The sequence below is a fragment of the Kitasatospora viridis genome, assembly GCF_007829815.1.
Taxonomy (GTDB): domain Bacteria; phylum Actinomycetota; class Actinomycetes; order Streptomycetales; family Streptomycetaceae; genus Kitasatospora; species Kitasatospora viridis.
This window is the reverse complement of record NZ_VIWT01000001.1, coordinates 4,180,791-4,205,661: the sequence shown is the minus strand read 5'-3', so window position 1 is coordinate 4,205,661 and position 24,871 is coordinate 4,180,791. Positions and strand designations below refer to the sequence as shown.

Annotated in this window: 41 protein-coding genes; 39 read left to right on the top strand and 2 right to left on the bottom strand. The window is 71.7% G+C overall.

Translation table 11 applies throughout. The annotated features are described in order from the left end of the window. Positions 1–46 precede the first annotated feature (46 nt). Genes FHX73_RS18955 through FHX73_RS18910 form a run of 10 tightly spaced genes read left to right on the top strand, consistent with a single transcriptional unit; the run spans position 47 to position 3,917 of the window. The gene (locus FHX73_RS18955; RefSeq protein WP_145906122.1) at positions 47–472 is read left to right on the top strand and encodes a hypothetical protein; all 426 of its coding nucleotides are present in this window, start codon (positions 47–49) and stop codon (positions 470–472) included. 3 nt (positions 473–475) lie between these two features. Beyond that, entirely contained in the window at positions 476–1,036 is a 561-nt protein-coding gene (locus FHX73_RS18950; RefSeq protein WP_145906121.1) for a hypothetical protein, read from the top strand. Positions 1,037–1,039: 3 nt separating this feature from the next. Then, a complete protein-coding gene (locus FHX73_RS18945) occupies positions 1,040–1,477 on the top strand; it encodes a hypothetical protein (protein WP_145906120.1) in 438 nt (145 codons plus the stop codon). A 3-nt stretch (positions 1,478–1,480) separates the two neighbouring features. After that, entirely contained in the window at positions 1,481–1,906 is a 426-nt protein-coding gene (locus FHX73_RS18940) for a hypothetical protein (RefSeq protein WP_145906119.1), read from the top strand. Between the two features lie 12 nt (positions 1,907–1,918). After that, complete coding sequence (locus FHX73_RS44735) at positions 1,919–2,248, top strand: hypothetical protein (protein WP_170304958.1); 330 nt, start codon at positions 1,919–1,921, stop codon at positions 2,246–2,248. 49 nt (positions 2,249–2,297) lie between these two features. Continuing rightward, positions 2,298–2,552, top strand: coding sequence for a hypothetical protein (locus tag FHX73_RS18930; protein WP_145906117.1), 255 nt, complete (start codon positions 2,298–2,300; stop codon positions 2,550–2,552). Next, positions 2,549–2,788 carry a hypothetical protein gene (locus tag FHX73_RS18925; protein WP_145906116.1) on the top strand — a complete coding sequence of 80 codons (240 nt, stop codon included), beginning with the start codon at positions 2,549–2,551 and terminating at the stop codon, positions 2,786–2,788. The genes FHX73_RS18930 and FHX73_RS18925 overlap by 4 nt, the downstream gene beginning before the upstream one ends. A 29-nt stretch (positions 2,789–2,817) precedes the next feature. Next, positions 2,818–3,009 (top strand): hypothetical protein, encoded by a 192-nt coding sequence (locus tag FHX73_RS18920; RefSeq protein ID WP_145906115.1) that lies wholly within the window; start codon positions 2,818–2,820, stop codon positions 3,007–3,009. Then, positions 3,006–3,269: a hypothetical protein gene (locus FHX73_RS18915; protein ID WP_145906114.1), complete on the top strand. Its 264-nt coding sequence runs from the start codon at positions 3,006–3,008 to the stop codon at positions 3,267–3,269. The genes FHX73_RS18920 and FHX73_RS18915 overlap by 4 nt, the downstream gene beginning before the upstream one ends. A 45-nt stretch (positions 3,270–3,314) precedes the next feature. Continuing rightward, complete coding sequence (locus FHX73_RS18910; protein ID WP_145906113.1) at positions 3,315–3,917, top strand: hypothetical protein; 603 nt, start codon at positions 3,315–3,317, stop codon at positions 3,915–3,917. A gap of 22 nt (positions 3,918–3,939) precedes the next feature. On the opposite strand, the gene FHX73_RS18905 is transcribed toward FHX73_RS18910, so the two are convergent. Both FHX73_RS18905 and FHX73_RS18900 read right to left on the bottom strand, forming a co-directional pair. Beyond that, positions 3,940–4,161 carry a LuxR C-terminal-related transcriptional regulator gene (locus tag FHX73_RS18905; protein ID WP_145906112.1) on the bottom strand — a complete coding sequence of 74 codons (222 nt, stop codon included), beginning with the start codon at positions 4,159–4,161 and terminating at the stop codon, positions 3,940–3,942. Positions 4,162–4,203: 42 nt separating this feature from the next. Then, positions 4,204–4,428: a hypothetical protein gene (locus FHX73_RS18900; protein ID WP_145906111.1), complete on the bottom strand. Its 225-nt coding sequence runs from the start codon at positions 4,426–4,428 to the stop codon at positions 4,204–4,206. A 227-nt stretch (positions 4,429–4,655) separates the two neighbouring features. On the opposite strand from FHX73_RS18900, the gene FHX73_RS47235 reads away from it, so the two are divergent. From FHX73_RS47235 to FHX73_RS18770, 29 genes are all read left to right on the top strand, one after another. Continuing rightward, entirely contained in the window at positions 4,656–4,787 is a 132-nt protein-coding gene (locus tag FHX73_RS47235; protein ID WP_281292689.1) for a hypothetical protein, read from the top strand. A gap of 10 nt (positions 4,788–4,797) precedes the next feature. Continuing rightward, entirely contained in the window at positions 4,798–5,259 is a 462-nt protein-coding gene (locus FHX73_RS18895; RefSeq protein WP_145906110.1) for a MalT transcriptional regulator family protein, read from the top strand. 11 nt (positions 5,260–5,270) lie between these two features. Further along, entirely contained in the window at positions 5,271–5,600 is a 330-nt protein-coding gene (locus tag FHX73_RS18890) for a hypothetical protein (protein WP_145906109.1), read from the top strand. Then, entirely contained in the window at positions 5,597–5,770 is a 174-nt protein-coding gene (locus FHX73_RS44730; RefSeq protein ID WP_170304787.1) for a hypothetical protein, read from the top strand. The genes FHX73_RS18890 and FHX73_RS44730 overlap by 4 nt, the downstream gene beginning before the upstream one ends. Before the next feature lie 8 nt (positions 5,771–5,778). After that, a complete protein-coding gene (locus FHX73_RS18885) occupies positions 5,779–6,168 on the top strand; it encodes a beta barrel domain-containing protein (RefSeq protein ID WP_145906108.1) in 390 nt (129 codons plus the stop codon). A 3-nt stretch (positions 6,169–6,171) separates the two neighbouring features. Beyond that, positions 6,172–6,495, top strand: a complete 324-nt coding sequence (locus FHX73_RS18880) for a hypothetical protein (RefSeq protein ID WP_145906107.1) — start codon at positions 6,172–6,174, stop codon at positions 6,493–6,495. Next, positions 6,492–6,887 (top strand): hypothetical protein, encoded by a 396-nt coding sequence (locus tag FHX73_RS18875; protein ID WP_145906106.1) that lies wholly within the window; start codon positions 6,492–6,494, stop codon positions 6,885–6,887. Before FHX73_RS18880 ends, FHX73_RS18875 begins: the two co-directional genes overlap by 4 nt. Before the next feature lie 89 nt (positions 6,888–6,976). After that, positions 6,977–7,525, top strand: coding sequence for a hypothetical protein (locus FHX73_RS18870; RefSeq protein WP_145906105.1), 549 nt, complete (start codon positions 6,977–6,979; stop codon positions 7,523–7,525). Between the two features lie 19 nt (positions 7,526–7,544). Beyond that, positions 7,545–8,081 (top strand): hypothetical protein, encoded by a 537-nt coding sequence (locus FHX73_RS18865; RefSeq protein WP_145906104.1) that lies wholly within the window; start codon positions 7,545–7,547, stop codon positions 8,079–8,081. A 148-nt stretch (positions 8,082–8,229) separates the two neighbouring features. Beyond that, positions 8,230–8,424 (top strand): MerR family DNA-binding transcriptional regulator, encoded by a 195-nt coding sequence (locus tag FHX73_RS44725; RefSeq protein WP_170304957.1) that lies wholly within the window; start codon positions 8,230–8,232, stop codon positions 8,422–8,424. 14 nt (positions 8,425–8,438) lie between these two features. Beyond that, positions 8,439–8,780: a hypothetical protein gene (locus FHX73_RS18855; RefSeq protein WP_246213595.1), complete on the top strand. Its 342-nt coding sequence runs from the start codon at positions 8,439–8,441 to the stop codon at positions 8,778–8,780. A 160-nt stretch (positions 8,781–8,940) separates the two neighbouring features. Next, positions 8,941–9,270, top strand: a complete 330-nt coding sequence (locus FHX73_RS18850; RefSeq protein ID WP_246213594.1) for a DUF1003 domain-containing protein — start codon at positions 8,941–8,943, stop codon at positions 9,268–9,270. Then, complete coding sequence (locus tag FHX73_RS18845) at positions 9,267–9,815, top strand: helix-turn-helix domain-containing protein (RefSeq protein WP_145906101.1); 549 nt, start codon at positions 9,267–9,269, stop codon at positions 9,813–9,815. Before FHX73_RS18850 ends, FHX73_RS18845 begins: the two co-directional genes overlap by 4 nt. Next, complete coding sequence (locus FHX73_RS18840) at positions 9,805–11,058, top strand: PBSX family phage terminase large subunit (protein ID WP_145906100.1); 1,254 nt, start codon at positions 9,805–9,807, stop codon at positions 11,056–11,058. Before FHX73_RS18845 ends, FHX73_RS18840 begins: the two co-directional genes overlap by 11 nt. A 20-nt stretch (positions 11,059–11,078) precedes the next feature. Then, a complete protein-coding gene (locus FHX73_RS18835) occupies positions 11,079–12,626 on the top strand; it encodes a phage portal protein (RefSeq protein WP_145906099.1) in 1,548 nt (515 codons plus the stop codon). A gap of 21 nt (positions 12,627–12,647) precedes the next feature. After that, complete coding sequence (locus tag FHX73_RS18830) at positions 12,648–14,852, top strand: phage minor capsid protein (RefSeq protein ID WP_145906098.1); 2,205 nt, start codon at positions 12,648–12,650, stop codon at positions 14,850–14,852. Positions 14,853–14,862: 10 nt separating this feature from the next. Next, on the top strand, positions 14,863–15,024 hold the full coding sequence (locus tag FHX73_RS44720; RefSeq protein ID WP_425461399.1) for an Rmf/CrpP fold protein: 162 nt from the start codon (positions 14,863–14,865) through the stop codon (positions 15,022–15,024). 345 nt (positions 15,025–15,369) lie between these two features. Further along, the gene (locus tag FHX73_RS18825; RefSeq protein WP_170304956.1) at positions 15,370–16,140 is read left to right on the top strand and encodes a hypothetical protein; all 771 of its coding nucleotides are present in this window, start codon (positions 15,370–15,372) and stop codon (positions 16,138–16,140) included. 17 nt (positions 16,141–16,157) lie between these two features. Further along, positions 16,158–17,219, top strand: coding sequence for a major capsid protein (locus tag FHX73_RS18820; protein WP_145906096.1), 1,062 nt, complete (start codon positions 16,158–16,160; stop codon positions 17,217–17,219). 2 nt (positions 17,220–17,221) lie between these two features. Then, positions 17,222–17,536, top strand: coding sequence for a hypothetical protein (locus FHX73_RS18815; protein WP_145906095.1), 315 nt, complete (start codon positions 17,222–17,224; stop codon positions 17,534–17,536). Next, positions 17,533–18,129 carry a hypothetical protein gene (locus tag FHX73_RS18810; RefSeq protein ID WP_145906094.1) on the top strand — a complete coding sequence of 199 codons (597 nt, stop codon included), beginning with the start codon at positions 17,533–17,535 and terminating at the stop codon, positions 18,127–18,129. The genes FHX73_RS18815 and FHX73_RS18810 overlap by 4 nt, the downstream gene beginning before the upstream one ends. A gap of 12 nt (positions 18,130–18,141) precedes the next feature. Then, the gene (locus FHX73_RS18805) at positions 18,142–18,657 is read left to right on the top strand and encodes a hypothetical protein (RefSeq protein ID WP_145906093.1); all 516 of its coding nucleotides are present in this window, start codon (positions 18,142–18,144) and stop codon (positions 18,655–18,657) included. Positions 18,658–18,670: 13 nt separating this feature from the next. Continuing rightward, positions 18,671–19,096, top strand: coding sequence for a hypothetical protein (locus FHX73_RS18800; RefSeq protein ID WP_145906092.1), 426 nt, complete (start codon positions 18,671–18,673; stop codon positions 19,094–19,096). After that, the gene (locus FHX73_RS18795; RefSeq protein WP_145906091.1) at positions 19,093–19,410 is read left to right on the top strand and encodes a hypothetical protein; all 318 of its coding nucleotides are present in this window, start codon (positions 19,093–19,095) and stop codon (positions 19,408–19,410) included. The genes FHX73_RS18800 and FHX73_RS18795 overlap by 4 nt, the downstream gene beginning before the upstream one ends. Before the next feature lie 12 nt (positions 19,411–19,422). Continuing rightward, on the top strand, positions 19,423–19,788 hold the full coding sequence (locus FHX73_RS18790) for a minor capsid protein (protein WP_246213593.1): 366 nt from the start codon (positions 19,423–19,425) through the stop codon (positions 19,786–19,788). Next, positions 19,785–20,204, top strand: coding sequence for a minor capsid protein (locus FHX73_RS18785; RefSeq protein WP_145906090.1), 420 nt, complete (start codon positions 19,785–19,787; stop codon positions 20,202–20,204). The genes FHX73_RS18790 and FHX73_RS18785 overlap by 4 nt, the downstream gene beginning before the upstream one ends. 12 nt (positions 20,205–20,216) lie before the next feature. Next, positions 20,217–20,669, top strand: a complete 453-nt coding sequence (locus FHX73_RS18780) for a phage tail tube protein (RefSeq protein ID WP_145906089.1) — start codon at positions 20,217–20,219, stop codon at positions 20,667–20,669. Beyond that, entirely contained in the window at positions 20,666–21,169 is a 504-nt protein-coding gene (locus tag FHX73_RS18775; protein WP_145906088.1) for a hypothetical protein, read from the top strand. The genes FHX73_RS18780 and FHX73_RS18775 overlap by 4 nt, the downstream gene beginning before the upstream one ends. A 255-nt stretch (positions 21,170–21,424) precedes the next feature. Further along, a complete protein-coding gene (locus tag FHX73_RS18770) occupies positions 21,425–24,868 on the top strand; it encodes a hypothetical protein (protein WP_145906087.1) in 3,444 nt (1,147 codons plus the stop codon). Positions 24,869–24,871 lie beyond the last annotated feature (3 nt).

Sequence of the window (24,871 nt, the reverse complement as noted above, 5' to 3'; positions counted from 1 at the left end):
CGCACGACACCACCACAGCCCGCCCTAGACCCCCTGGAGCCCTTCCATGAACCAGTCCGAGATCCGCGCGGTGCTCGATGCCGCTGCCGAGCGTGTGCGTGCCCAGCTGATCCCGCAGCCGGCCGACGAAGTCGACCACCACGTCAACGACGTGATCGAGCGGTGCGCCGCCGCCGTGCTCGCCGTGCCGGTTCAGCTGCCGCGTACCACGGCTGCTGGCCGCACCTACCTGGCTCGGTTCGCCGAGCACCAGGACAAGGGCCAGCCGGTCCACGTCTACCGCGACCCGGGCCACCCCAACCGTCCCGGCAACGGCGTCTCGCGGCCCGCGCTGGACCGGCTCCGGCTGGACCGCCTGGTCCAGCTCGGCGGCTACCAGGCGCAGCACGGCCGACCGGTGCTGGTGACCGACCTGGGCCGCGCTGTCCTCGCGGCGGCTGGCACCGGCGATGTGCTGCCGCAGGAGGGCTGACCGATGGCTGACGCGTTCAACATCCCCTCCACACCCATCGAGACCGCGCCCCGCGGCTTCCGTCCCGGCGACGAGCAGTCCGTGATCCTCCTGGACACGCTCCGTGCTGCCGGGGTGGAACTCGGCGCCTACGACCGGCGGATCGCTAACTGGCTCTCCGGCTGGGAGTGGTCCACCGTCGCCACCATCACCAGCTGGGTGGCCCGCGCCAGCGCCGGCCACGCCGCCGACCGGGCGCAGCACCGCGACGAGGTGCTCGCCGACTACGACTCGGCGCACCGCTGCGAGGTGTCCGCCGAGGCCGCCGAGCAGTCGGACCCCGTCGCCATCCTCACCGCGTATGCCGATGCGCTCCCGGTGGCCGACGGAATCGGCGCGCAGACGTGGTCCGAGGCGATCCGCTGGGCGGCCGCCCGAGTCCGCGGCGGCCACGCCAGCCTCCAGGCGCACCGCGACTTCCGGCAGCGCTTCGGGCAGATCGCCGAGCACTGCGGCGCCGGCCCCTGGGACGGCACCGAGCTCGCCGCCCACACCATCACCGCCCCGACCACCCAGGAGAACTGAGCCGTGACCACCGACCCGATCACCGCCTATCTCGACACCCTGACGCCCACCGCGCAGCCGTTCGTGCTCCGCCGCCACGAGGACGTCACCGGCATCTCCGGCACTGGAGTGGTGGCCGACGGTGTGCTCTTCCCCACCGCCGGCGGCTCCAAGGCCGTCGTCCGCTGGCGCGGCGAACGCGGCTCCACCGTCATCTGGGACCACCTGCGGCACGTCCACGAGATCCACGGCCACGACGGCCGCACCACCGTTGAACTGGTGCCGATCGACGAGCTGATCGCCGCGCTCAAGGCCGTCGCCACGATCCGGCCCGCGCTCGGCCTGGTATCCGCCTCCCAGTTCGTACGAGGCCAGGACAGCGGCTGGGATCAGGCGCTTGCCGAGGTCCGCCGAACCATCACCGTCGCAATCACCGCCCTGCACAGTCACGTGGAGGGCTGACCGATGGCCCAGCCGCTGACCGACGAGCAGCTCACCGCGATCGCCGCCCGCGCGGAGGGCGCCACCCCCGGGCCGTGGACACCCGATGAGGACGAGTCCGTGTGGCGCCTCCACGGCACCCACCCCCGCATCCCCGGGATGAAGTGGCAGATCCTCAAGGCCGCCAAGCAGGGCACGCCGTACGCCGAGTACTGGCCCAACCCGGCCGACGCCGAGTTCATCGCCGCCGCCCGGGCCGACGTGCCCGCGTTGCTCGCCGAGGTCCACCGGCTCCGCGCCGAGCGGGATGGCGCCCGCACCCAGGTCGCCGCCGCCCAGGCCTACGCCGACGAACTGACCACCTCGGCCATCTCCCCGCGCATCGCCGCCTACATCGCCGGCGGACTCCGCGCTCGCCTCGACCTCGCCGCCGACCCGACCACCACTTGATCGGAGACCCCGATGGGCATTTGGAACTCCGCCGTCCTGCTGTACGGCATCCCGCTCCCCGACGATCACGACGCCGCCGGCTGGGCTGGCGAGGAACTCCGCGACGCAATCCTCGCCAACCACGAGGGCGTCAGCCACGCCACAGCCGGCCCCTACGACCAGCACACCACCTACCTGTGCACCGACCACGCCGACGCCGACATGGGCAAGACCAAGACGATCCCGGCCCCCGATCCGGCCGGGCAAGCCGAGCGCGACGCGCGCCTCCACCGCGCGTGCCTGGAGCTGGACTACCCGGACCACCCGGAGCCGGCCTGGCACCTGATCGCCAGCCAGTCCTGATCCGCCGCCGGCCGCCCACCGCGGCGGCCGGCCAACCCCAAGGAGCACCATGACCACCCAGGACCCCGCACAGGAACTCCGCGCCGCCGCCGAGCAACTGCGGACGCTCGCCGCCCAGGCCAACCACCACGCACCCAGCACCGAGTACGTCGGCCTCCTGCGCCCCGGCACCGGCCTGTTGATCGCCGACTGGCTCGATGCCTCGGCCGAAGAGCTCGCCGCACTCACCTGGGCCGACCCCGACCGCGACAGCCTGCACCGAGCCCTCGCCGTCGCCCGCGCGATGCTCGGCACCCCGTCATGACCACCGTGAAGCCCGGCCAGATCTGGGCCGACAACGACAAGCGCTTCCCCGGCCGTCACCTGCGCGTCGAAGAAATCGACGCCACCCACGCCACCGTGCGCCCCGTCACCCTCACCCCGCAGGGCGCCGTCGCACCCTTCGCTGGCCGCCGGCCGACCCGGATCCGCCTCGACCGGTTCGTCCCCACCAGCACTGGCTACCGACTCGTCCGCGGCGTCGACGAGCAACCGTCATGACCGCTGCCACCGCCGACTGGGCAGTCCTCATGGTCTTGCCCCTCGGCGTGGTCATCGCCCTCAACCGGCTCGACACCTGGCTGGACTGGCGCGCCGACCGCCGCCAGATGCTCCGCCAGCTCGACCAACTCCTGCGCGCTGCCGCTGCCCAGAGCAGCGCCGAACCGCCCACCGGCGACTTGTTCGCCATCCCACGCCCACCCGAGGACGACCCGACGTGACCACCGACCAGCCCAGCAACTCGCCAGCTCTCACCGCCGAGCAACACGAGCAGCTGCTCCAAGCCTCCGCCCAGCTCGGAACCGCGGTCGCCGAGATCATCCAGGCCGCCGAACCCGCCCTCCGGGAACTCGGCCGGCAACTCGCCGAGCTGCTCGCCGCGCTCCAGCAGGTCGGCCTGATCGACGCCGACGGCCACCCCACGCACCCGGCGAACCGGCCGGCCTGGCAGAGCCCCTACGGGCCGCCGCGCCGCCGCTGACCGCCCATCACCACCGCCCCACCCCCAGCTCCAGGAGACCTGCGCATGCTCGACCACGACGCCACCGAACGCCTCCGCCGCCAGCTCCAGGACCTGCCGGAGCTGCTCGTCTACGCCCACCTCGCCCTGGAGCCCGGCAGTGCACCCCGCGGCGGCCGGGTATCCGGAGCCACCCGCGACGCCCCGCTGCCCTGCCGGCTCGACGTCCTCTCCATCCTCGGACCGTCAGCGTCCGTCGCCCTGGACGAAGACGGCGACCAGGACGGCCAGACCCCGATCCTCCACACCATCCGGGCCTGGGCCACCTACGCTGCCCAGCAGCGCCGCGACCCGGAACCCGGCCGTCACGCCGGCACCCACCTCGCCTACCTGCTCCGCCACCACGACTGGGTGTGCGCGCAGGACTGGGCGGCCGACTACGCCACCGGCATCGCCGCGGTACACCGCACCGCAGCCCGGCTCGGCTCCAGCCCGATCAGCCGCCGACCGGTCCGCGTGCCGTGCCCGCGCTGCCGGCTGCTCACGATGCAGGAGCGCCCCGACGGCCAGCGCGAGTGCGCGAACCCGGACTGCTCGGCCGTGCTGTCCCGGGACGAGTACGACGACCGTGCCGAGCAGGTGCTCGACCGGCCGGACAGCGCAGCGTGAGCACCGTCGCCAAAGTCGCTGTTTAGGTCGCCTCTTGGGCCGCTCGGGTCACCAACTGCCAACGAGGCTCGGTGTCGGCACCGATCTTCCGTCGGGCGTTACGCACCTGCCGCTTGACCGACTCCTGCTGGATCCCGAAGATCGCGGCGATCTCCGGGAACGGCGTGCCGTCGGCGAGCAGCGCAATGACCAACAGTTCGTGGTGCGTCAGGAGGGACATGTCGGGCGTGTACTCGTCCTGCACGATCAGGCTCCCGGTCCGCTTGGTGTGTGGCCGTTCGAGTAGTCAGCTGACCGTGGCGGCCTGATCCGGGCCGGCAGCTGCGCGCCGCTCGCGCACAGCTGCGGCGGTGCGCCGGGCCCACTCGTGGTTGGCCTCGGCGGCCGCGCCGATCTGTCGCCAGCTGAGACCGCCCTGGTCGTAGGCGTCCGTGATGGTTTCCTCCAGGGCGCGTTCGGCCCGGCGGATCGCGGTGCGCCGCTGCTTGAGCAGCTTCTCCCAGTCGGTCATGGGGCCATGGTCTCACGTGGCCTGTCTATGGGGTAGCCGGCGACGAGTCGACTCTAGCGTCTACAGGGTAGACAGCGCGGTCGGCAACTGAAAGAGTGTGAGCGTCTACAGAGTAGACAGCCAATCGGAGGTAACTCCCATGCACAGCAACTGCATCACCTGCGGTCGCCCCCTCCGCGCCGCCATCGCCATCCTTACCGCCGCCTGAACCCGCCCAGGAGCCCACGTTGAACACCACCATCGTCCGGCCGGCCCGCTGTGAGGGCGGCGCCACCGGCAGCTGCACCAGCCGCGCCACCTGGTCCGTCCGGCTCCCCGGTGACTCCGACCACACCGTCAACCTCGCCGACGAACGCTGACTGAGCCCAGATGCTGCTGCCCTGCGGTACCGACCCGGCCGCCTACGACGCGCTCCTCGATGAGGAGCCCAGCAGCCCCGCCTACCAGGCCGCCCGCGATACCGCCGTCCAGCTCTGCACTGGCTGTCCGAGCCCCTGCCCCGAGCGCATCACCCCAGGCAGTGAACCACGGACCGTCCAGGACTTCGACGACAGCGACTGGATCCCCGCCCCGGCACCAGTCGTGCTGCTGCCCGTCCGCCCAACGCGGCGTCGGCCGAGGCACTTCCCGCCGACCGGCCGCGACTACGTCCGCCCGGAACGCCGCCCGGCCGTCTGGGCCAGCATGGCCGCCGAACTCGCCGCCGAGGGGCGCAGCTTGGACGACATCGCCGCAGCGCTCTGCGTCAGCGAAGAGACCGTGACCGCCCTACTCGCCCAGACCATCAGCCAGGACGACGCCGCTGAATACCGCCACTACGCCTACCACTGAGGAGCACCACCATGTCCGACCGCGCCCAGTACACCGCCGCCCTCCGCCAGGTCGCCGACTGGCTCGATGCCAACCCCCACTGCAACCTCCCCGTGGTCCAGGGGCTCCACGTCCCGTTGCACACCAACGCCGCCGTCCGCGAGTTCGCTCAGCAGCTCGGACTGGAGACCGATGCGGACGCGGAGGGCAACCTGTCCATCAACGTCCCCTTCGGCCCGATCAACTACCACGCCTACGGCTACGTCAACTTCGACGACCACTGCGCGGCCACCGAGGAACGCAACGCCCGCCGGTGGGCCGACAAGAACGGCCTGCAGATCACCGCTGGGACCGACGGGTGACCAACCCCCGCGCCATCGCCGAGCCGTCCGCCTGCGCCCACTGCGGCATCCCCCGTCGGGGGCACACTCGCCAGTGGATGCAGGCGGCCGGCTGGCACCAGTGGCAGCCGCCCACCGACGCCCAGATCCTTGCCCGCATGAAGGCGCGCCGCGCCACCAAGACCACCTGAGGAGCCCGATGCCCCGCCCCGAACTCGGCCCGATCGCCGTCGGCGACCCCGTCATCGTCACGATCAACAACCTCCAGGGCGCCGTGGACCTGGTGTCGGCAACTATCACCAAGATCAACCCAGTCTGGCTAGTCATCACCCAGACCAGCCCCTCCGGTCGCCGCGCCCGGGAGTGGCGGATGCGCCGAGACAGCCAGCGCGAGCGGGACGGACTCGACCCTTACGAGGACCAGTTCGCAACGCCGGCACAGCACAACTGGGATCGACGACTCGCCTTCGCCACAACCCACTTGGCCGCGCAGGGCATCGAGCTTCAAGCGACCAGCCCTTGGAACGATCCCGACCGGCGGATCCTGCTTGCCGACCTGATTCGCCAGCACACCACCACGGAGGCCTGACCTGTGACCGCGATCCGTACCGCTGAGGCCCGGGTAATCACCCTCACCATTGAGGGCCCGCCCGACCTCGCCAACTGGGACGGCAAGTTCCACATCGTCCCCACCACCGTCGAGATCGACTACCGCTGGGAACACCCGGACCACCACGACAGCTGGTACCAGCCCGGCGGCGCCAGCATCAAGGTCACCGGCCCGCGTCGCCTTAAGTCCGGTGGTATCGGCCAGCAGGAGTGCACCTTCGAGTACCACCGCACCGCCGGCCGCGAGTGCCCGGCGTGGCTGATCGAGCTCGTCGCCCAGCATCTGCCGAAAGGCTGGGACCAGTGACCGGCACCCCACCCCTGAACCCGCGCACCGAGGACGACATCCGCACCGAGCTCGACCGCCCCGGCCCCGCACACCTCACCCGCAACGAGATCAAGGCGCTGCTCGCGGAACTGGACCGGCTCCGCGCCGCCAACAGCCGACAGTCGGCCCCCAGCACCAACACCGAGCGCACCCCGCGCGCCGAGCTCTACCGGGCGCTCGTCACCGGCGGCACCTTCATCCGCCGCCCCGGCCTCACCCACGCCGACCAAGCCGACGCCGCGATCGACGCCGTCGAGAAGGCCGCGCTCGCCGCGGTCGCCGCTCGGGTCGCCGCACTGCCAACCGCCAACGACGGCCAACTGATCGCCGCCGACCGCCAGCAGATCCTCGACGCCATCACCGGACCCTGACGGTCCGTTGACTCCCGCCACCAGCAGCCGTCCAGTGCGCTGGACAGTCCCGTCCAGCGCACTGGCCAACCCACCGAGGACCTACCCCGATGTACCGTGCCGGCGACGTCGCCGACGTCTCTCTCGAACTGCCCGGCCTGCCAGGCTGGACTGTCCCGGCCACTGCGCTGGTCCTGGCCGACATCCCAGGCGAGCAGTTGCTGCTGTTCGTCGCCCGCGACCCGGCCGCCGGCCCCGGTATGCACGCGACCGGCCCAGTCAACACTTGGGCCAGCGGACTGGCCGTCGAACGCCCGGTCACGACCGGGCCAGCTGTTGCTCGGATCCTGCTCGGCCGCATCACCGAACACCACCCCATCCCGGGCGACATGATCGAGCGCGCCCACACCCAGCTCGCGACCCACCTCGCAGCCCGCGCGTCCACCCCACTGGACGTCGAACACCTCGGCCTTCTCGACGTCGCCATGGCCGCCGTCGCCGACCACCGACGCGCCGTCACCGAAGCCGAGCAGCACCGCGACCGAATCGTCCGCCGACTTCGCGCCGGCGGCGTCCGCCCCGCCGACATCGTCCGACCGGGCCTGTCCAGCAGCCGCATTGGCCAGATCGCCCCGTCGGGAGAGAAGATCAGCGCCTGACCCAATCCCGAGGAGCGCCGTGACCTGGCTGCAGTTCATCGCGGACATCAAGTGGGCCGTCGTCACCCTGATCGTGCTGGGCGTCGCGAGTCGGAAGCTCAAGCGCGTCAGCCCAGAAACCCGGCAGGCCATCCGCGACTCCCTCCTCACCCGCAAGCTCCGTGTGAAGCTCGGTGACGCCGAGGCTGAGCTCGGCGAGAAGCAGCAACTCGTCGAAGCAGCTGCAGCTGCAGCTGCCAGCGACGAAGAACTGCACACTCAGATCCAGGAGATCACCAGCGGTGAACCCAGTGCCGAGGACGTACGACGGGTTCGGCGGGAAGCGATCGATGCGATCATCCGTCAGACAGTGACGTTGACATGGGAGGCCAGGCACTTCAACTTCACGTTGCCGCCCATTCCGCACGTTGAGTGGGACAACGACCGGCCACGGGTGACGTACGGGCCCGAGGTCGACCGCGAACGCGCACTGTTGCTGGCGGGGGCGGCAGCTGGCGACAGCGAGTTGGAACGCAGGTGGTTGGAGCGTCTACTACGCCCCGGAGACGGGAACTGAGACGGCCGACGGAACGCCCGACGTCCATCTCCCTGGACATGATCGCTCGCTTGTGCGACGCTGTTGCCAGCACCACACGTGCGCCCACTACTTGGCGAAGGGCCCGACCACCTCGGTCGGGCCCTTCGCCGTTCCCGGAGGTGACGCCGTGCAGACGCTCCTGTCCGGCCCCGAGAGCGCCGCGCTGTGCGGCGTCAGCCCCGTGACAGTCCGCAACTGGAAACGGCGCGGCCTGATCACCCCCGATGGCCTGGACGAGCGCGGCCGGCCGCTGTACTCCCAACTCACCATCGCCAGGGCCGAGGCGCGCACCCGCCAGCGCGCCAGCCGTGCAGCCGCCTGACCCCACACGCTCCGGTGCCCGCGTTCCAACCCCCCGACGCGGGCACCGGCACCAACCACACCGAGGAGACCGCCGTGCAGCCCACCATCGGCCGCGTGGTCCACTACCAGCTCACCCAGCAGGACGCGAACACCATCAACCGGCGCCGCGCCGCCCGCGCCACCAGGGAACGCATCACCCTGGACGAGCTCGGGAACCGCGCCGAGGCCGGCCAGACCCTGCCGGCCGCCGTGGTCCGGACCTCGCCCGTCGGTTGCAACCTGCAGGTGCTGCTGGACGGCTCGGACACGCACTGGGCAACCAGCCGGCGCGAGGGCAACACCCCCGGCACGTGGTCGTGGCCGCCCCGGGCCTGACCGCGGCCCAGGCTGCCGAACGGCTCAGCCTCCCGCTCGCCACCATCCGTCTGCTGCGCACCAGCCGCCGCCTCGCCCCGTCCGGCCGAGACGAGCACGGACGCCCCACCTACAGCCTTCCCGACCTCTGCCGGGCGGCAGCCAACGTCAGGAGGCGACCGTGAACGGGCCCACCCTCGGCGAGCGCGCTGCCGACGCCGTGACCGGCGCTTTCGGGAGTTGGCGGTTCCTCTGGGCACAGACCGGGTTCATCGCCGTGTGGATGGCCGCCAACGCACTGCCTGGCGTCCCGCATTGGGACGCCTACCCGTTCGGCCTGCTGAACTTGGTCTTCTCGACTCAGGCCGCCTACGCCGCACCGCTGATCCTCCTGTCGCAGAACCGGCAGGGCGACCGCGACCGGCAGCGCAGCGAGCAGGACCTGGAGACCGACACCGCCGCCTACAAGCTGCTGCGGCGCCTCGCCCGGCACCAGGGCCTGGAGCCGTGACCGCGCCGCGGCCGGCCCGGCCGGTCACCCAGGACGACTACGACGAGGTCCGGCAGCTGCACGCGCTCGGCCTGGGCCGCAACGACATCGCCCGCCAGCTCGACCGAAGCGGCAACGTCGTCTCGCGGCTGGCCGCCGAGATGGGCCTCTCGTTCGCCCGGGCCGGCGAAGTGGCCGTTGCCACCGAGGTGCGCCGCCAAGACCTCGCCGCCCGCCGCATGCTGCTCGCCGAGCACCTCACCACGGACGCCGAGCGGCTACGAGAGCAACTCTGGCAGCCCACAGTCGTGTTTGCGTTCGGCGGCAAGGACAACGACTACAACGAGCAGCCGGTCAACGAGCCGCCGCCGAGCGAGAAGCGGGCGCTCCTGTCCGCCGCCGGCATCGCCATCGACCGCTCCCTGAAGCTCGAACCCGGGCGGGACGACTCCGGCGCCGACGCGGCCCGCTCGATGGTCGGCCAGCTGATGGCTGGCCTGGCCGAGGTCTACCGCGAGCAGCAGAGCGAGCAGCCCGCGGCCGAGGGGGCCGGTGATGCTCCGTGACGTCCAACTGCCGCTGTCCCGCAAGCAGATCACCAGCGTGGTCGAGTCGCAGCACCGGATCAACGCCTGGGAAGGCAGCGTCCGCAGCGGTAAGACGATCGCCTCGCTGTTGCGCTGGCTGATCTACGTCGCCACGGCGCCGACCGGCGGCGAACTGGTGATGGTCGGCAGGACCCGCGACTCGATCAACCGCAACGTCTTCGCCGTCCTCACCAACCCCGACCTGTTCGGGCCGCTCGCCCGGCAGGTGCACTACACCAACGGCGCAGCCACCGCGGTCATCCTCGGCCGAATCGTGCACGTCCTCGGCGCCAACGACGCCCAGGCCGAACCGAAAGTGCGTGGCTTGACCTGCGCCGGCGCGTACGTCGACGAGGCCACCACACTGCCGAAGTCGTTCTTCGACCAGCTGGTGGCTCGCTGCTCCGTGCCCGGCGCGCGCATCTTCTGCACGACCAACCCTGACAACCCCTCGCACTGGTTCCGCAAGGAGTACTTGCTCCGGCCAGCCGAGACCCGGCTGCGCTCCTGGCACTTCACCCTCGACGACAACCCGGCCCTCGACCCTGAGTACGTCTCGGCGCTGAAGTCGACGTACACGGGCCTGTGGTACCAGCGGTTCATCCTCGGCCGGTGGGTGCAGTCCGAGGGCGCGATCTACGACATGTGGGACCCGTCCCGGCACATCGTGGACACCCTGCCGGCCATGGCCCGCTGGACCGCCGTGGGCATCGACTACGGCACCACGAACCCTTTCGCCGCGCTGCTGCTCGGTCACGGTATCGACGGCCGGCTGTACGTCGCCAGCGAGTACCGCCACGACTCACGGGCCACTCAACGGCAGCTGACGGACGCCCAGTACAGCACCGCCGTCCAGAAGTGGCTGGGCGACCAGCGGGTGCGCCCGGAGTGGCTGTTCGTGGACCCGTCCGCTGCCTCGTTCATGACCCAGCTGTGGTCCGACGGCGTCACCAACCTGGCCAAGGCCAACAACGCCGTGGTGGACGGGATCCGCTCCGTCTCCACCGCGCTCGGCGCCGACCTGCTCTCCGTTCACCGCTCCTGCACCGGTCTCCTGGACGAACTCCCCGGCTACGCCTGGGACGACACCGCCGCCGCCAAGGGCGAGGACAAGCCGATCAAGAAGGACGACCACTCCGTGGACGCCCTGCGGTACGCCGTCCACTCCACCGCGCACGAGTGGCGCCAGCTGCTCCAGCAGGGCCTGGACGTCGCCGCCTGACCGTCGAGAGGGGACCTGCCGTGCCGCTGCCCGACGCCGCTACCGTGTGGCCGCCGCGCGCCCCGGAGGTGACCCTCGCACTGGGCGACTGGGGCGCCTGGTACTCCGGCGACCCGGACCGGCTGTACGAGCAGTACCTGTACCGCGGTACCCGGACCTACCTCAACCGGCCCTCGCAGTACCGCGGGGGACTCACCGGCCGGCTGGCTCGCTGGTGGTGGGGACAACCCACCCCGTACGGCGAGAAGCGCACCAAGACCCACGTTCCGCTGGCTGGCGACATCGCCCGCGCCAGCTCTGACCTGCTGTTCGCCGAGCCCCCACGACTCACCGCCACCAGCACGGCGGCACAGGCCCGGATCGACCAGCTCCTCGAAGAGGGCCTGCACGCTGGCCTGCTGGAATCCGGCGAGCTGTGCGCCGCACTCGGCGGGGTGTACCTGCGGGTGGTCTGGGACCAGACGGTCCGGCCGCGACCGTGGCTCAGCCCGGTAGCTGCCGACGGCGCCATCCCCGACTTCTCGTACGGCGTGCTCACTGCTGTGACGTTCTGGACGACGCTCCAGAGCGACGGCCAGCACGTCGTACGGCACCTGGAGCGGCACGAGCGGGGCGTGATCTACCACGGCGTGTACGAGGGCACCATCGACAACCTCGGCCGCCAAGTCCCGCTGACGGAGTATCCGGCTACCGAGCCGCTGGCTGACCAGGTGGACGCCGACGGCGGCATCAACACGGGCGCCCCGACGGTTCTCACCGCCGCCTACATCCCGAACATGCGGCCGGCCCGACAGTGGCGCGACATCCCGATGGCCGCCTACTGGGGCGTCTCGGACTACCAGGGCATCGAGTCGCTGCTGGACGCGCTGGACGAGACGTACTCCAGCTGGATGCGGGACATCCGGCTCGCCAAGGCGCGCATCATCGCCCCGTCGCAGTTCCTGACCAGCTCCGGGTACGGCCCGGGCCACGGCGTGACGTTCGATGAGGACCGCGAGCTCTACGTCTCGATGAACGTCCCACCGACGTCCGATCAGGGCCTCGTCCTCAACCAGTTCACGATCCGGTTCGCCGAGCACTCGGCGACGGCGGACGCCCTGATCGAACAGGCCGTCAGGATGGCCGGCTACTCGACCGCGACGTTCGGTGAGCCGGACGGCTCCGCGCTGACCGCCACCGAGGTCCGGGCCCGGCAGGCCCGCACGCTGACCACCCGCGGCCGCAAAACGCTCTACTGGACCCCCGGGTTGGGGGACATCATCGAGGCTCTGCTGGCGGTCGAGGCCGGCCCGCTGTTCAACTCCGGCGTGGCGCCGGAACGGCCAAGGATCGAGTGGCAGGACTCCGTCTCGGAGAGCCCCCTCGACCTCGCCCAGACCGCCCTGGCGCTCGATCAGGCCCGCTCCGCGAGCACCGAGACCCGGGTACGGCTGATCCACCAGGACTGGCCGGACGACCGGGTGCAGGCCGAGGTCGACGCGATCAACTCCGAGGCCGGCACCTCGCTGGCCGACCCAGCCACCCTCGGCACCGGTGGTGCTGGCCTCGACGGCCCCGACGGGTCCTGACGGCACGCCAGGGGGTGAGCGGTGCCCACGTCACCCGCTGATGCCACCGACCTGGCCGTAGCAGTCGGCCAGGTCTACCAGGACGCCGAGAACGCCCTCCTGGAACGCCTGGCCCGCGCCGTCGCCGACGGCATCGACGCACCCGACTGGGTCACCGCCAAGGCCCGGGCGCTCGGCAACTTGATCACCGGCGTGCAGGAGATCACCGCCGCGCTGCGGGACGACGCAGACGGAGCGATCGCCTCCGCCGTGCGGCAGGCATACAGCCGCGGCCGGCAGGCAGCCGTTGCCGAGCTCGGCCTACTCTCCGAGGGCACCCGTGCCGCTGCCGACGACGCGCTGCCGAACGCCCGGGCGGTGGATCGACTCGCCGCCGAGGCCGTCGCCGCGACCCGGCCGCTCTACCTACGCATCCTGCGCGGCATCCCCGACGTCTACCAGACCATCAGCCAGCGCATCGCTGGTGGCGTGCTGCTCGGTGTCATGACCCGCCGACAGGCCGCCCAGCGGGCCCTCGACCAGTACGCCGCAAAGGGGATCACCGGGTTCACCGACCGAGCCGGCCGGAACTGGGACATGGCGAGCTACGCCGAGATGGCCGCCCGCACTGTCACTGGCCGAGCCGCGATCACCGGCCACGCCGACCGCCTGGAGGAGCTCGGCCAGAACCTGGTGATCGTCAGCTCGGCCCCGCTGGACTGCCCGCTGTGCCAGCCCTGGGACGGCGAGGTGCTCACCCTCGGCGGCCCGGCCGGCTCCCGCACCATCAGCGCCGAGCACGCCACCCAGGACGGCCGCACCGTCAACGTGCACGTGGCCGGCAGCCTGGAGGAAGCCCGGGCCAGCGGCTTGTTCCACTGCAACTGCCGGCACAACGTCAGCGCCTACCTGCCCGGTCTCACCCGGCGCCCCGAGACGCCGCCGCATCCCGGTGGCGCGACCTACGAGGACACCCAGCAGCAGCGCTACCTGGAGCGGCAGGTCCGCATGTGGAAGCGTCGCGCGTCCGTCGCGATGGACGACGCCGGACGCACTGCGGCGAACGCGCGCGTGCGGGACTACCAGAGCCGGATCCGCCAGCTCACCGCCGACAAGCAACTGTCCCGCCGGAGCACCCGCGAGCAACTGCTCACCGGCACCGTGCGCCCTGCGGTGCCACTGAACGCCGCCCGGGTGCGCGTGGGCGACGCCACGGTGCGCCGTATGTCCGACGAGGAGCTCGGCGCCGCGATCGCCTCCGGGCACCTCACCAGTGCCGACCACGCGACCGTGGAGGCCGAGGCCGACCGGCGCGACCACGAACAGCTCCTCGATCGGATCCGGCCCAGCGGCCGGCTCGCAGCCGACCTGACCGGGTTCAGCGACGACGAACTCGGCCGGGCGCTGCCCGACCTGACTTCTGATCAGGCCCTGACGGTGGCCGCCGAGATGGACCGCCGCGACACCGCAGCCGGGCTACCTGGCGCCCGAGCGGACCTGATCGGCCTGTCCGACCACCAGCTTGGCGAGCGGGCCCGACACGCCACCGGGGACGAACTGGCCGCGCTCGCGGTCGAGGCCGACCGGCGGGAGATGCTTGGCCGGGTCTTCCCCGATGGCCGGCTCGCCACTGACCTGTCGGGCCTGGATGACGACACGCTTGGCTGGGCCGTGCGGTACGCGGATCCGGCCGGCGCCGAACGGATCGCCGCCGAGATTGACCGCCGACACCCGATCGTGCTGCCGGCCGCACGCGGCGCCGCCACGGTGGCTGGCCAGCTCGCCGACCGTGCCGCGCTCGACCAGGTGCTGGCGCCGCTCGCCCCGGTTGAGGACTGGGCCCACCTCGCTGCCCCGGCCGACGAGCATGACGCCCTCGACGCCGCCGCGCGCTGGCTCGCTGACAAGGAAGCCGCGGAGCTCGCCAACAAGGGCGCGTACAGCCGCGAGCAGATCCGCGAGCTCTACGCCGAGCACGTGTACGCCCAGTGGTTGGACGCCGAGGACTGGTGCCGCGGCTACCTGCTCACCAAGCAGGCCGAGCACGACGGCGTGGATCCGCGGTCGCTGTTCTCCGGACCGTCCCACGTCGCCTACACCCGGGCCTCCGAGGAACTTAGGCGGTATTGGTCAGAAGTCGCTCCCCGCTTGACACTTGCCGAGTACAGTGAGCAGCTGACCGGGCTCCGGTCGGCCGCCGCAGACACCGCGCGCAAGGCCAAGTCCGATCAGCACAACCGATTCTGAGAGGTTCCCCGTGGAGGCTCGCGCCGAGATTGTGCGCGCCATCGCCGCTGGCCAGCAGGCCGCCCGCGACGGCCAGCCGGTCACCGCCTGCCCCCACCCCCGCGGCGACCTCCTACGGACCGCCTGGGTGCGCGGCTACGCGCAGGCCGCGCCGCCGCCAGCCGAGGACTAACTGCCGCATCAAGAGGCGCTGCCCATCCAGCTGGCAGCCAAGGTGGAGCCGCTCGGGCTGCTTGCTGGTACCCACGTCATCCGGTGGAGTGTTGCTCGTCCCAGGCGTCGAGCTCCGCCTGCGTGCAGTGTCCAGCGCACCTGTAACTCTCAAGCGTCCACGGGGTGGCGCCACCCTCTTCGAGGTTGATCCGCCAGTACCGCGCCTCTGATGGCGTCCCGCACCTTCGACACTGGCCTCTCTCTGTCTTCTGCTCTTTTCCCATGTGATCGACGGTAGATCCGTCGCCGAATGCTCGCCCGCCGGGTGCGGGCGCACTCCCGACCGACCCCAGGAGGGCCGATCATGCACGTCCAAATCCATCCCGCCGCCACCTACCCGCCGCGCCTGGTGCTCGGCTACCGGGCCGACGGACGTCCCATCTACCCGATCGCCGGTGGTGCCACCCCGGCCGAACCGTCAGCCGCTCCTGCGGCTCCGGCACCCGCGCCGCCCGCGCCGGAACCGGCCGCTCCCGCCGTGCCGACGCCCTCGGCACCCGCGACACCCGCGGCACCAGCCACGCCGGCCGAAGACCCGGCCGCCACGATCGCCCGGCTCCAGAAGGAACTCGACGGCGCCCGCAAGGAGGCTGGCGCGGCCCGCGTCGGCGCCAAGCAGGCCGCGGCAGACGAGGCCCGGGCCGAGCTCGCCCAGCAGATCGGCAAGGCCCTCGGCATCGTCAAGGACGACGGGCCGCCGGACCCGGCCGAGCTGACGAAGCAGATCACCGCGGGCACCGCGCGGATCGGCGACCTCGAAGCATCCCTGCGGGCCCGCGAGGTGGAGCTGGCCGTCTACGGGCTGGCCGACAAGCACGGCGCCCGGCCGGCCGCGCTGCTCGACTCCCGCGCGTTCCTCAAGACCGTCAGCGCACTCGACCCGGCCGCCGCCGACTTCGCCGCGCAGCTGGACGCCGCGGTGAAGGCCGCGGTCGACGGCAACACCTCGTTCAAGGCCGCACCGGCCGCGCCGGCCCGCAGCGGCACCGACCTCGCCGGCCGAGCTGGCGAGCCCACCACCAAGGCGCGCCCGACGTCGCTCACCGCGGCGCTGCGCGACCTCTACAAGACCTGACCTGATCGGAGGCCCTCGTGCCCGTCACGCTCGCCCAGGCGGCGATCAACACCCTCAACGACATCGACTTCGCGGTGATCGACAACCTGCGCCGCTACAGCTGGTTCCTCGACCAGATCGTGTGGGACGACTCCGTCACCCCGGGCACCGGCGGCGGCACCCTAACCTACGGCTACACCCGGCTGACCACTGCCCGCGGTGCCGCGTTCCGCGACTACAACTCGGAGTACACCGCGGACCAGGCCGTCAGGGCCCGGTTCACCGTCGACCTCAAGCCCCTGGGCGGCAGTTTCAACATCGACCGGACCCTGGCCCGGCTCGGCCCGGCCGCGACCAACGAGGTCGCGTTCCAGTCGCAGCAGTTGCTCACCTCGCTTCGGACGATGGCCCAGCAGCAGTACATCCGTGGCGACTCCAGCACCGACGGCGGCTTCGACGGCCTCAACAAGATCCTCGCTGGCACGAACACCGAGTACCTGCCGATCAACAACGGCACCCCGACCGGGTACCTGGACTGGAGCCCGGCCACGATCAACTCGCAGCCGCTGGCGCAGGCCGCGTTGGACCAGCTCGACTCCTGGCTGTCGATGATCGTGCCCTCGCACACCGGCGGCGGCGACCAGGGCATGCCCGGTGCGCTCCCGCCTGGCGTGAAGGCCATCCTCGGCAACACCCAGTCGATCACCCGGATTCGGGCGCTCGCCCGGTGGGCCGCGATGTACACCAGCGTCAAGGACGACCTCGGCCGCCAGATCGAGTCCTACGGCCAGTGGGTGCTGGTCGACATGGGTGACACCGCGACCGGCACCGGCCCGATCATCCCGGTCCAGGCCCTGGACGCCGACGGCGCCGGCGCCGGCGGTATCATCACCGGCCTGACCGACATCTATGCCGTCAGCTTCGGCCTCGATGCGCTGTGCGGCGCGGCGCTGGCCGGCCAGCCGCTGGTCAACACCTACATGCCCGACTTCACGCTGCCCGGCGCGGTCAAGTCCGGCGAGATCGAGATGGGGCCGATCGCTGGCGTCGTCAAGAACACCCGCGCCTGCGGCGTCCTGCGCAACGTGAAGGTGATCTGACCGTGGCCCAGTTCATCGTCTCTCACCCGGCTGGAGCCGCGTTCTCCGGGACCATCGTCGGCAGCACCTTCACCGCCGGCACCGCCCACATCGACACCGACACCCCGGGCGGGCAGGCCGCGTACGCCTACTTCCAGCGCGCCCAGTACGGCCTGACGCCCTACCAGGCGCCCCCCGAAGAGGCCATCGAGCGCATCGGCCTCGACGCTCCGCCCCTGCCGGACACGGACCCCGAGCAGCCCCACAGCCCGACCGGGCCCGAACAGCCCGCCATCCTCGGCCCGGCCGAGCCTGACCAGGAAGGGGGTGCCCAGTGACGGTCTTCGGCCGCTACACCGGCATCGTCCGCGACGAGCTGTCCTACGCCTCCGACATGGTGCGCCAGTGGCTGGGCGGCGCCGACCCGGGCGCCGGCTTCTACCGCAGCAGCATGCGGCGCCTGGACGCCGTGGCCGACACCGGCGCGCTGACCTCTGGCGTGATGACGTCGGTACCGATCTACCTCCGCAAGGGCGACGTCGTCAGCAACCTGACGTTCCGCAGCGGTGCTACCGCCGCGGTGACGCCGACCAACCAGTGGGCCGCGCTGTACTCCAGCGCGGCGACTCCGGTCCTGCTCGGGCAGTCCGCGGACGCCACCACGACCGCCTGGGGCGCGACCACGAACCGCACGTTCGCCCTCGGCGCCCCCGTGACGATCACCGCTGACGGGGTCTACTGGGTCGCGCTGATGGTCAAGGCGGCCACCGTGCCGTCGCTGGTCGGCGTCTCCACCACCGCGTCGGCCGGCATCACCGCCAACGAGCGCAACCTCGCCCAGACGTCCGGCTCCGCCCTGGCCAGCACCGCGCCGGCCACCATCGCCACCCCGACGGCCGCGGCCACCGTGCCGCTGGTCATCCTCACCTGACCGGAGGTCACCATGGGACTCCAGAACACCCAGCTCGGGCTGACCGTGGCGGGGATGCTGACCAAGGCCACCTCGGTGGCCGGCCAGACCGCCCAACTGCCGCTGCAGTACGCCCAGCAGCTTGGCCTGGGGGCCGGCACCGGCGCCGGGCAGGCCGACACGCTGTACGTCGCGACCCGGACGCTGGCCGCCAGCGCGGGCGAGGATCTCGATCTCGCCGGCACCCTGGTGGACGCCCTCGGGAACACGATCAACCTGGCCCGGCTGAAGGGCCTGGTCATCGTGGCGAACGCCGCGAACACCAACCCGCTGGTCGTGGGCAACGCGGCCGCCAACGGGTTCATCGCATGGTGCTCCGGTGCCACCGCGACGGTCAACGTCCGCCCTGGTGGCCTGTTCGCGCTGTTCGCGCCGGACGCCACCGCCTACCCGGTCACCCCGGGCACCGCCGACCTGCTGCACGTCGCCAACGGCGGTGCCGGCTCGTCCGTGACCTACGACGTGCTCGTGATCGGCTCGTCCGCGTAGGAGGTGGTGACCGGTGGCCCGGATTTACGCGACCGCCGCCGACTACCAGGCGTACAGCGGCCAGCCGACCGACACCGACACTGATCGGCTGCTCGGTCGGGCCGCCGCGTTTTTGGACGCGCAGGTGTTTCGCCTGTGCCACTACATCGCCGACCCGGTCACCACGCTGCCGTCCGACCCGATCGTGGCCGGCGCGTTCCGGGACGCCGTGTGTGCGCAAGTCGAATGGTGGGCCGCGGTCGGAGAGTCGATCGGAATCGGCGGTGTCGGCACGTACGGCACGGTGCGGATCGGCACCGTGCACATGCAGGACCCCAAGGTCGGCACCGCCACCACCTCGGCGGCCCGGCAGATCGCCCCAGCCGTCTGGGACGCACTGCAGTCCCCTGACCTGGCGTGGCCGGTGCACTTCCAGCTCGGGGCGGTGACGATGTGGTGACCGGCCTGCCGGGGTTCCTGATGGTCCACCAGGTCACCATCGAGGCGTACCAGGGAGACTCCGCCTATGGGCCGAGGTGGGCGCCGCCGACCGCGGTGCGGTGCTTCCTCGATGAGGGCACCCGGATGGTGCGCGCTCGGGACGGCCGCGAGGTGTCCAGCACCAGCACCGCCTACTGCCCGCTCACCACCACCGCGCCGACCGACTCCCGGGTGACGCTGCCGGACGGCCGACAGGCCACCGTCATCCAAGCGCTTCGGCGCGACGGCGGCACGCTGCCCGTCCCCTCACACCTTGAGGTCCAACTCACCTAAGGAGTTGCACCCGTGACGCTGGGCACCACTTTTCGATGGGATGGCGACCGCTGGCTGGCCGCTGCCCGAGAAGCCGCCGCGCGTGGCCTGGAACTCGGCCTGGAGCACGTCCTCACGCAGGCCAACCAGCTCGTCCCGCTGGAGGAGGGCACGCTGGAGCGCTCCGGCAAGGTCAGCATGGACACCGCCAACCTGACCGGCGCCGTGTCCTACGACACGGTGTATGCGGTCCGCCAGCATGAAGAGCTGAGCTGGAAGCACGCCCCGGGTCGGCAGGCCAAGTACCTGGAGCAGCCGTTCAACTCGGAATCCGCGGTGGTGCTGGAGATGATCGCCGCCCAGATCCGCCGCACCGGCGCTGAGGGCAACCTCCAGTGACGGACCCGCTCGACGGCATCGCCCAGTACCTCGCCGGGCTCGGGCTGCTCACCTACGACCCGACCGGCGCCAGCGGCGACACCTTCATCGACAGCATGCCGCCGGCCCCGGACGCGGCCGTCGCGCTCACCCTGTACGGCTCCGGTGAGCCGGACCCGCTGGCCGCCGAGGACGAGGTCAGCCTCCAGGTCCGTATCCGCGGCGGCCCGGATCCGCGCGTCTCCCGCCGGCGATCCCAGGCCGTCTACAGCGTGCTGCACGGCGCCAGCGGCCTTGCGCTGCCGGACGGCACCTGGCTGGTGCTGGCCATCGCCCAGCAGACCCCTACCGCGCTCGGAATCGACCAGAACGGCCGACACGAGCACGTTGTCAACTACCGCCTCACCGTGACGAATCCGACGGTGAACCGCAGCTAAGGAGGTGGCCCGTTGGCCACTCGCAGGATCGAGGCCCGCGGCTGGTCCGTCCAGATCGCCGTCGGCGCCACCCCCACCTGGACCCCGGTGGCCGGCCTCAAGTCGCTGACCTACAACCCCGGCGACAAGGCAACCCAGACCGACGCCACCGACTTCGACAGCCAGGGCCAGTACGAGGAGGTCGTCCTCCAACGCGGCGCCACCATGAAGTTGGACGGGACGCGCCGGATCGACCCGGCCACCGGGCTTCCGGACCCCGGTCAGGGCGCCCTGGACGCGCTCGCGCAGGGCCTCGGCGACACCAGCACCGGCCAGATCCGGTTCCGGTACCGCACCGAGACGCAGTGGCGCGTGTGGACCGTCACCGCGACCGCGGCAGAGCAGGGCGGCGCGACGAACGACCTGTCCAAGTGGGGCATGGTGCTGACCCGCTGCGGTGCCGAGACGTACGTGAGTGCCCCGTGACCGACGACCTGACCCACGACGAGACCGACCAGGCCCAGGTTGCCGAGGTAGCTGACGACTTCGCTGACGCGGACGCCTTCTTCGCCGCCGAGGTGCTGCTGGTTCAGGCGGCACCACTGCGCCTGTACGGACGCACCTACACGCTTCCGGCCCGTACGCCGTTGATGTTCGCCCTGCTGGTCGAGCGCTACGAGCAGGACACCAGCCTCGACGCCCTGCGTACCGTTCTCACCCCGGTGTTCGGCCCCGACGCGCTCGACCACTGGATCGAACGCGGCATTGACGAGCACCAGCTCGCGGTCGTGCTCGCCTGGGCGGCGGCCAACATGCGCCAGCCCGGATCGACATCCCTGCAGCAGGCCGCCGCGGCGGTCGCCGACCGCGAGCAGGACCTGGGAAAAGCCCAGACGGCGCCGACCCCGAGAAACCGGACCGAGCGGCGGCGCGCCGGTTCTGGCGGTCCGTCCTCACGAACTGGGCGGTCGTCGAAGCGGACCTGATCCGCGAGTACCACCACACACCCGCCTCGCTGGCCCGGCTGAGCGTGCGTGAGTTCCTGGTCCTCATCAGCGCGCTGAGCGACGAGGCGCGGTTCCCCCGGGCACTTGCGGCCCAGCCTGTCGAGGCAGACAGCCCCACCGAGATCGCGGCCGTCTTCGGCTCCTACCTGGGACCGGGGGCGCACGATGTCGGGGTTGACAGTTGGTGAGCTCAGCGCAAGTTTCAGCGTCGACGCCGCGCCGGCCGAGCAGGGCATGGCCGATGTCCAGCTGGCGATGCGCGGGCTGGAACGGGACGCGGCCGCGACCGCCGCCGAGGTCAAGCAGGAGCTGTCCGACGCGCTGCGGCGCCTGCCGAGTCCGACAATCACAGCGGACTCGACCGAGCTGGACCGCCAGCTGGTCCAGATCCGCTACGAGCTTCGCGACCTCGCCTCCCAGCGGGTCGGCATCAACATCAGCTCCGAGGACGCCCAGGCCCGGGTAGACGCGCTGCTCGCGCAGCTGCGCGACATCGCCGAGCAGCATCCCAACCCGCGCGTCCAGCTCGATGCCCAGCTGGCCCAGGCCGAGCTGGACGGGCTCACGGCCCGGCTGGCCGAACTCGCGGCCGAGGACGCCGCGGTGCGGGTGCACGTGGAGGCCGAGGCCGCCGCCGCGGAGCTCGCCGCGATCCACGACGAGGCCCGCGCCGTCGCCGACGAGGACCCGACCGTCGACGTTCACGTCGATGACCACGGCGACACCGAGCGCGCGGCGCAGAGTCTGGAGGGCCTGTCCGGCTCGGCGGGATCGGCCGGGGAGGCACTCGGCGGCTTCGGCGGCACGGCCGCGATGGCACTCGGCGCGGTCGGCGCCGGTGTGCCGATCGTGGCCGGCCTGGTCGCCACCCTGGAGGCGGTCGCACCTGCCGCAGCGCTCGGCGCGACCGGGCTGCTGGCCATGGCCTCGGCCGCCGCCGCGATCAAAGTTGGCACCAGCGGGATCGGCGCCGCCATCACGGCCGCGTTCGCCCCCGCCCCGGCGGCGGCCGGTGCGGCCACCAACTCCGCGCAGCAGTACGCGGACGCGCAGCGGGCCGTCAAGGACGCCGTCACCAACGCCGCGGACGCCAACGTCAAGGCCGCGCAGCAGGTCGCGCTCGCGCAGCGCACCCTCGGCGACGACCAGAAAGCCGTCACTGACGCGCAGGTCCAGGGCGCCCGCAGTGTCGAGATGGCCGAGCGGAACCTGGCCGACGCCGAGAAGGCGTCCCAGCAGGCCCAGCTCGACCTCAACGCCGCCCGCAAGCAGGCCGCGCAGGATCTCCAGGACCTGTCCAACCAGGTCTCGGACGCCGGCCTGCAGCAGCGGTCTGACACCCTCGCAGTCCAGCAGGCCCAGCAGGACCTGCAGAAGACCATCGCGGACCCGACCGCCACCAGCCTCCAGCGGGCCCAGGCCCAACTCGCCTACGACACCGCGATCCAGCGGCTGTCGGAGCAGCAGACCGCGGTCCAGCAGCTCCAGGACCAGCAGGCCGCGGCAGACAAGGCCGGGGTGGACGGCAGCGCCCTGGTCCTGTCCGCGCAGGACAAGCTCGCCCAAGCGCAGCGCACCGTCGGCGATCAGGCCCAGGCCGCCGCGGACGCGCAGGTGCAGGCGCAGGACAAGGTCGCCTCCGCTGTCCGCAAGGTCGGCGACCAGGTCCAGGCTGTTGCGGATGCGCAGCAGCAGCAGGCCCGCACCGCCTACCAGGGCGCCGAGCAGGTGTCCAAGGCCGAGGAGGCTCTCCAGCAGGCCGGCGCGAAGGCCGCTTCGGGCGGCGTCGATCCGCTGGCCAAGGCGCTGGCTGGGCTGGCACCCTCCGCCCGGGCGTTCGTTGAGGAAATCCTCCAGCTGAAACCGCAGCTGGACGGCCTGAAGTTGGACACCCAGCAGGCGCTGTTCGCCGGGCTGGCGGGCAGGCTGCGCGACACCGCAACCACGGTGCTGCCGGTGCTGCGCGGCGCCCTGGTGGACACCGCGGGCGCGCTGAACCTGGCTGGCAGCGGCGTGCTGACGGCAGCGGACCGGCTCGGCTCCTCCGGGGTGCTCGGCCGGGCGCTCGCGGGCGCCAGTCTCGGCCTGCGCAGCGTGGCCGGCATCCTCGGACAGATCGTCACCGGGCTGGGCGAGCTGGCGGATGCCGCCGCGCCGGCATTCGACCGCGTCGCGGCCGGTGCGGGCAAGCTGGCCGACCGGGTGTCAGCCCGGCTGTCCGCCGCGTTCTCCAGCGGCGGCCTGGAGAGCGGCATCAACGTCGCGCTCGGGCTGCTCTCCCAGCTGGGCACCGTCGTTGCCAACGTCGGCGGACTGGTCAGCGAGGTGCTCGGCGCCGCGCAGCAGTCCGGCGGCGGCTTCGTCAACACCCTGGTGACAATCAGCGGCGCCTTGCGGGCAGCGTTCGCGAGCCCGGCCGTCCAGCAGGGCCTGCAGGCGCTGTTCGCGGTCACGGCGTCTATCGCCTCGACGGCGGCGCCGCTGCTGCTCCAGGCGCTCCAGGTGATCGCACCTGTGCTCGCGGCCCTCGGGCCGCCGGTTCAGGTGCTGGTCACCGCCTTGGGTGCCGCCCTGCGGCCGGTGATCGCTGCGCTGGGCCCGGTGCTCCTGACGGCGGCTCAGGCGGTAGGCCAGCTGGTACTTGCTGCTGCGCCGTTGCTGCCGGTGGTCGGCCAGCTCGCGGCCGCCCTGCTGCCCGCCGTAATGCCGCTGCTCGCCGGCGCCGGGGTGATCTTTCAGCAGCTGGCGCCGCTGGTTGCGGCCGTGGCCGTGGCCGTCGGTCAGCTGCTGGGCCCGGTGCTGGCGGTGCTGCCGCAGTTGATCACACCGGCCGTGACGATCTTGACGACGCTGACCGGCGCGGTGCTGCCAGTGCTGACCCAGCTGGTCACGCAGCTGCCGCTCGGTCAGCTCGGCCAGTCCTTCGCTCAGGTGGCCCTCGCGCTGACGCCTGTTCTCGCTCAACTCGCAAACCTGGCAGTCCAGTTGCTGCCAGTACTGCTTCCGCTGCTGCTTCCGATCATCACGGCCGTGGCTCAGCTCGCCAGCATCTTCGCGGGTGAACTCGCCCGCGTGGTGCAGCTGGTGGTCGTGCCGGCGCTCCAACTGCTCGCCGACCTGCTGCACGGAAACGTGCACGGCGCCGTCCACGATGTCGGTCAGCTGCTCTCCGGGCTCGGCCAGATCGTGCTGGACGCCTTCACGCGACTGCCCGGCGAAGTGCTCAGCGTGCTGGGCGACTTCGCCACCCAGCTGTTCGACGCCGGAGGGAAGATCATCAGCGGCTTGATCAACGGCATCAAGTCCAAGATCGGTGACGTCAAGGGTGCAGTGGGCGACGTGCTCGGCGCGGCCCGCAACCTGCTGCCCTTCAGCCCCGCGCGCGAGGGGCCGTTCTCGGGATCCGGCTGGACGCTGTACTCCGGCCAGAGCATCTCGGGCGCCCTGGCCGACGGCATCCTGTCCGGCCAGGGCCGGGTCCGGGCGGCAACTCGCCAGCTCGCTACCACCGCCCAGGCGGCCCTAGGCGGCGACCAGTTCGGTGCCCCGGGATTCGCTGCGTTCGGTGGTGCCGGCGGCCCGAGCGGGTTCCACATCCAGAACTACTACGAGTCGAACGCCGGGTCCGCCCGGTCCACGGCCGAGGAACTCTGGTGGCTCGGCAAGGCGAGGGGGTGAGCA